Consider the following 5,214-nt stretch of genomic DNA (forward strand, 5'->3'; position numbering starts at 1 on the left):
TCCGCCAACGGGGGGAACCCTAGACATAAAACCGCCGCTGTCTTGTCTCCCTAAACCGTCGGGGAACAAAGGCGAGCGGGAGCCGCTAAATCCCCCTTCAAAAGCGGATGCGCGCACCGTCCTTTGTTCCCCGACAGTGAAAGCGCAACCTTGCAGGGGGACTTCCGGATCCGGTTCCCCCCTGTCTTGTCTCGCTTTTATGTGCGGGGGAACCCCGCCCATAGCGAGCCGCTTTTGAAGGGGGGCTAGGGGGGATCTAGATCTCAAAACGAAGTCTAGCAGACTTGTGTATGTACCCCTTTCCCAAACTTAGGAGAGGGGCTTTTTACGATAATCGTTCAGACCAAAACCATCTGTAAATCGGCTCTGACCCGCATTAAAATGCGTCCGAGCTGGTTTGCGCCAGTACGATCGACTCCACAGCCCCAGAAGTAATCTACAGGCGAATCCTCGATAATTTCGGCATCTGCGGTATCGAGTAAAATCTGGCGGAGATCTGCATGAGAACTGAATTTGTGCCAGACAGCTCGATACATCAGCTCACATTTACACGCATCCCAATTGGGATGCTTTTGGTGTTCGGGGTTGCGCCCGATTTTTGTTGCCAATTCTGGCGTGGTTGCTTGATGAATTTGCGCCATTAAATGCTCGAATTTCGTGTCCTGAAACTTATGCGCTTGATAGTAGTGTTCGACAGTTGCCCACCGCACGCCAGCTAATTCAATCGAGTGCGGCGAAAAATTAGAAAAGCAACCGTAGGGCGCAGTAACTTTGTAGAAGTAAATTTTCGATGGATTTTGGTTCACTCACTTATCGTAAATTACTGTGTTTATCATAGCCTGGAGACGGGGAGACGGGGAGACGGGGGGAGGGGAAGACAGGGGGACGGGGGGACTTTGGAGTTGCACGCAAAAAAAAATCATACCTCAACTCCGAACTCCGAATTCTGTTGGCGTAGCCGCCCTGAAGGGGCTACTCCCATCTCCGAACTCTAAATAACGCTAATAATTATTATTTAGTTCGATCGATAGTTATAATAATTGACTAGGACTATTGCCAATATTTATCGCTACTTGCACCAGGATTGATGTCTAATCTCGATCGTCTTCACCATCCTTTGCTCCATCGTCGTCAGTTGCTTAAATATGGTTTAGCAGGATTGGGGTTAACTACTGCAACGCTAGCTTGGCAAGGACTCAAATCCCAGTCTAAAGCAAGAATCCCGGTAGTGCCAGCTAATAGCCCCATGATGGGCAATACCTTCAGTCCGATGCAGACTTTACGGGATTTTGACTATGGCACCGTCAAACAGGAGAATGGACGGACTGTGCGGGAATTTCAACTGGTAGCCGGAAATACCACCCTCCAGTTAAATACCGCCGTGTCATTCAATAGTTGGAACTATAATAATCGGGTACCAGGGCCGACATTAAGAGCTAAAGCTGGCGAACTAATTCGGGTATCTTTTCTCAATCGCGCTGGACACGCTCATACGATGCACTTTCATGGCTTTCATCCAGCGGCGATGGATGGCATTAAACCGATTCGTAATGGTACGGGTACCATTTATGAGTTAGAAGCAGAACCCTATGGATTACACCTATATCATTGTCACGTCTCGCCCGTAACGCGGCATATCGGCAAAGGTTTGTTTGGGATGTTAATTATCGATCCGCCCCAACCTCGCCCGGTTGCTGACGAAATCGTGCTGGTGATGGGGGGCTACGATACCAATGATGACGGCAAAAATGAGTTATACGCTTTCAATGGCGTGCCCGATTACTATATGATGAACCCGATCGAGATTTATCAGCATCAATTAATTCGACTATATGTCTTAAATACGATCGAAATCGATCCGGCTGTCACTTTTCATCTCCATGCCAATATGTTTGATGTCTACCCCACAGGGATGACGCTAAAACCCAGCCATACCAGCGATGTGATTACAATGGGCACGGCAGAGCGGCATATTTTAGAGTTTAAGTTTAAGTATCCTGGGCAATTTATGTTTCATCCCCATCAAGACTTAATCGCCGAACATGGCTGTATGGGCGCATTTAACGTTATTTCAGCCACTTAATAGAACTTATTCGCAAATAAGTTGACATTAGTTCTCATTAAGTACACAATTAAGGTGATTAAAGGCAGTGTGTGGAGATCGACATCTCTAGCACCGATTAAAAGGCAGTGGCGGCGAGACTCGGTTACCGCGCTCTAGATCGGAAGTATTTATTTTCAATCTAATTTTTAATGCGATCGAATTCTTAAAAGCTGTGATTATCTTTCAACTTTTCACTTGCGATTACCTACGACGAAGCGCATCGGTGTATTACCTTTAACTTCCAATTAATTTAAACCGATTTAATGAAAAATACACAATATCTTAAAATAGCCATTCTTGCTTGTGCTGCTTCAGTTGTAATTAGTGCCTGTAACAATACACCCACCACCACGACAACCGAAAAACCTAGTCCAGTCGCATCGACACCTCCAGCCGCTTCCAATGAGATGGTAGGTATGAAGCATGGCGATAAAAAAATTAATATTAATGGCGCAATTTTATCAGAACTAGATAAACTAGAAGCTAAACTAGGTGTTCCGGCTTTATCTAATAAAATTCAAGCTAGCAGACCATATAAAACACCCGAAGAATTAGTTTCTAAAAAAGTCATCGACCAAGCCCAATACGACCAAATTAAAGATTTAGTCACAATTGAAGATGTCGTCTTAACTGGACTCGATAAAGATGCTGACTATATGGTCAAATTAGGACTAATGAAAGGGCATTTATATGTAGCCAAAGAACTCCTAGATTTAAACAAACCTAAAGATGCCGAACCCCATATCGGACATCCAGTTGAAGAGATTTACACCGATGTCGCCGACCAACTCAACGAGCGCAAAGTTAAAGAATTTAAAACTACTCTAATTGCACTCGACGATTTAGTCAAAGCGGGAGCTAAAGAGATGCCCAAAGTGACGACTAATTTAAAAGAATCACTGCAATCGATCGATACTGCAATTGCCGCATTACCTGAAACGCAACGGAAAAATCCAGCCTTTGTATTGCGAGTAATCAACGGACTATTAGATACTGCTAATTCAGAATATGGAGCCGCGATTAGCGATGGCAAATTTAAAGCCGCGATCGAGTATCAAGACTCTAGAGGTTTTATCACTTATGCCGACCAATTGTATCAAGGTATCGCCGCAACTATGGCGAAAGATAGCCCTGATGCTCATAAAATAATTGTCGAAAATATGAAGCAGCTCAAAACGGCATGGCCAGCAGCTATACCGCCAGCATCGCCTGTGAAAACCCCTCCAGAAGTTGGTAAATTGATTACGGCGATCGAACAAAGTACCCAGAAAGTGATTACTGTCGCGAGTAAATAGCGCGGCTAAGTATAGCTAACTTGTGGGTAGGTGGAGATCTACCCACCCCGCCCTTCTCTTCGAGACGCTTCGCGAACGGGCACCCCTCTCTTGAAAAGGTGCTTTACTTGGGGAGACAAGCGACGTTTGTGGGGGAAGCTTCCCACTCAGAGCTTCGCGCCCCAAGAACGCACTTTTCGCTGTCTTGACGTTTTTTTATTCTGGGGGAACCCCAGAATAAAAACGTCGCTCCGAGGAGGGGATTTTTCAGACATATTCCTATACTTTTATTTTAAGACCGTGGATTTTAGTTCAGCTTTACCGACATTTGTAATTACCCTCAGAGAGGGGGTAGAAGCCGCCCTCGTGGTCGGTATCGTGCTTGCTTGCTTGAAGAAGTCAAAACAGAGCCACTTGAGCATCTGGGTGTATGCAGCCATCACAGCGGCGATCGCGGCGAGTGGGATGGTTGGGGTGTTGCTATCTCAAGCAGCTCAAGCACTATCGCAGTCGCAAAACCCCTATGCGGCGACATTAGAACTATTTCTGGAGGCAATATTTGGGGTGGTGGCGATCGCCATGCTCAGTTGGATGCTAATCTGGATGACTAAGCAAGCCAGATTTATGAAGGCGCAGGTAGAAGGGGCAATTCAACAAGCGATGGCGACAAATGCAGGCTGGGGCGTATTTACCCTAGTATTTGTGGCGATCTTGCGCGAAGGATTTGAAACAGTATTATTTATCGTCGCCAAGTTTCAGCAAGGCTTGATTCCGTCACTAGGTTCGGTGGCTGGATTGACTGTGGCTGCTGGCATTGGAGCGTTGTTGTTTAAGTGGGGAGTGAAGATTAATATCCGCCGCTTTTTCCAGATTATGGGCGTACTATTGTTGCTAATTGTATCGGGTTTGGTGGTATCCTCATTAGGGCATTTCGATACGGCGATCGCGACAATCGCCCAAAGCGATCGACAATCCGCTGGGATGTGCTTTTTCTACGAGAAATTTACCAAGGTGCATTCTTGCAATCTGGGCGGTTTAGTCTGGAATGCGACTAAAGTATTACCAGAAGATAAATTTCCGGGCTTATTATTGAGTGCGTTATTTGGCTATACCGATAAGCTGTATTTAGTGCAAGCACTAGCTTATCTGACATTTTTAGGATCGATCGGGGGTTTGTATTTCCGCAGTCTCAATCCTCCCAAATCTCCACAGTCAACAATGAGCGTACCTGTAAAAACTAACTAAATATTATCGATTTTATCGATCGCTGTTGGGGCATAAACCCGACTTCTCCCAGAAGTCGGGTTTATTGTGTTGGCAAGTTATTTAATCCTCATTCCTAAGTACCGATCGATTACATTAGACAAAAAATCCTTACCTAATTTATTTCCCGGTAGTCTGTTGCCATTGATTTAGTAAATCGGTTGCTAATTGAGCCTCTTGAGTATTTCCTTGTCTTTGGGCTAGTTTGGCGGCTTGTTGCAGATCGGCAATGCCCCCGGTTGAATCTTTTAAATAGGTGTATTTAAGAATGCCGCGATTGTAATAAGAATTAGCATTTCTCGGCTTGAGTTTAATGGCTCGATTATAGTCTGATAATGCCCCTTGATAATCTTGGAGTTTATCTGCTTTGAGATTGCCGCGATTGTTATAGGCAGCATCATAATTAGGCTTGAGTTTGATGGCTCGATTATAGTCTGATAATGCGCCCTGAAAGTCTTGCAGTTTGTCTGCTTTAAGCAACCCGCGATTGTAGTAAGCATTCGCACTTTGGGGATTATTTTTAATGGCACGATTATAATCGGCTAATGCGCCCTGAAAGTCGCCTTGTTGGTA

Annotated in this window: 5 protein-coding genes; 3 read left to right on the forward strand and 2 right to left on the reverse strand. The window is 45.2% G+C overall.

The window, feature by feature from the left end; translation table 11 throughout:
• Window positions 1–338 precede the first annotated feature (338 nt).
• Entirely contained in the window at window positions 339–806 is a 468-nt protein-coding gene (locus Q0R35_RS08305) for an NADAR family protein (RefSeq protein ID WP_295615992.1), read from the reverse strand.
• Window positions 807–1,087: 281 nt separating this feature from the next.
• Here Q0R35_RS08305 and Q0R35_RS08310 point away from each other — a divergent pair, with 281 nt between their 5' ends.
• The 3 genes from Q0R35_RS08310 to Q0R35_RS08320 all read left to right on the forward strand — a co-directional run bounded on the left by Q0R35_RS08310 (window position 1,088) and on the right by Q0R35_RS08320 (window position 4,623).
• The gene (locus Q0R35_RS08310; protein ID WP_295615995.1) at window positions 1,088–2,083 is read left to right on the forward strand and encodes a multicopper oxidase domain-containing protein; all 996 of its coding nucleotides are present in this window, start codon (window positions 1,088–1,090) and stop codon (window positions 2,081–2,083) included.
• Between the two features lie 284 nt (window positions 2,084–2,367).
• A complete protein-coding gene (locus Q0R35_RS08315) occupies window positions 2,368–3,399 on the forward strand; it encodes a helix-hairpin-helix domain-containing protein (RefSeq protein ID WP_295615998.1) in 1,032 nt (343 codons plus the stop codon).
• A gap of 279 nt (window positions 3,400–3,678) precedes the next feature.
• Window positions 3,679–4,623, forward strand: a complete 945-nt coding sequence (locus Q0R35_RS08320; protein ID WP_295616001.1) for an FTR1 family protein — start codon at window positions 3,679–3,681, stop codon at window positions 4,621–4,623.
• Window positions 4,624–4,761: 138 nt separating this feature from the next.
• Here Q0R35_RS08320 and Q0R35_RS08325 read toward each other — a convergent pair.
• The coding region (locus Q0R35_RS08325; protein WP_295616004.1) for a tetratricopeptide repeat protein at window positions 4,762–5,214 on the reverse strand (453 nt) is incomplete at its 5' end.

Source organism: Chamaesiphon sp. GL140_3_metabinner_50, assembly GCF_025361915.1.
GTDB lineage: Bacteria > Cyanobacteriota > Cyanobacteriia > Cyanobacteriales > Chamaesiphonaceae > Chamaesiphon.

What these genes read in the sequence shown, in the direction of transcription:
- Q0R35_RS08310 (WP_295615995.1), top strand. Translation starts at nt 1,088, where the DNA reads ATGTCTAATCTCGATCGTCTTCACCATCCTTTGCTCCATCGTCGTCAG.
- Q0R35_RS08315 (WP_295615998.1), top strand. Translation starts at nt 2,368, where the DNA reads ATGAAAAATACACAATATCTTAAAATAGCCATTCTTGCTTGTGCTGCT.